Annotated in this window: 1 protein-coding gene; it reads right to left on the reverse strand. The window is 67.6% G+C overall.

The window, feature by feature from the left end; genetic code table 11:
- Nucleotides 1–432: 432 nt before the first annotated feature.
- A partial coding sequence (locus tag B4E36_RS19090) for an EamA family transporter (protein WP_345900698.1) occupies nucleotides 433–852 on the reverse strand: 420 nt, incomplete at its 5' end.

Consider the following 852-nt stretch of genomic DNA (forward strand, 5'->3'; position numbering starts at 1 on the left):
CAGATGCTGGCGAACGTGGCGAGCAAATCGCTTGTGCCCGATCCCGAACTGTTGAAGTCCCGCAATCCGTTCCGAGCCGGTTTCAGGAGTGATCATGATGGCGAGTGAGAAACGAAACGATCGCGATCGAACCGCGACAGCCCCGGACGGCAGGCATCTTCCGCTGAACCGCAGGGGCTTTCTCGCCGCCGCGCTGTCGGCGGCGGTTGCGTCCGGCGCGTCCGGAGCCAGCCCGGCCCATGCCGGCGGCCCCCCGAGGCCGCAAGGACCGCCGGTGACGACATATGCGTGGGAATACGCCTATGTCTACGCCTATGGATAGTGCGGTACGTCCGGTCGATATTGTGGACCGGTCGTCCTGTCGCCGCGCCGATGGCGGCGAGACCGTCTGTTGCGCGGCACCATGCATGGGCGTCCGGCATGAGGCCGCTGTCATGCTTCGGCTCTGCCCTTTCTCCTCAGTGTGATCTGCGTCAGGAGTACGCCAGAGAGACACAGCAGCGCGCCCAGGACGAGGGACAAGGTCACTTGATCTCCCATGGCGACGACCCCGAGCGCCATGGCGACCACGGTCTGCAGAAGCGCGAAGGGCGCGACCCGCGACATGGGCAGCCGCCCGAGCAACCAGAACCACAGCGCGAACCCGACCCCGGCGCCGAGGAGCGTGGCATAGGCGAGCGAGCCCCACGCCGCCAGATCCGCCTGGCGGACGGCCTGCCACTGGCCCGTTTCCAGCAGCGACGAGGCCAGCAGGGTTTCGGGCACGGTGAAAATCGAGAGCCAGGCCATGAGGCGCATCGGCGGGATCGGCCCGAGGCGCTTGGCCAGCACGTTGCCCAGGCCCTGCGCGGC

Source organism: Martelella sp. UBA3392 (assembly GCF_002358775.1).
GTDB classification, from domain to species: Bacteria; Pseudomonadota; Alphaproteobacteria; order Rhizobiales; family Rhizobiaceae; genus Martelella; species Martelella mediterranea.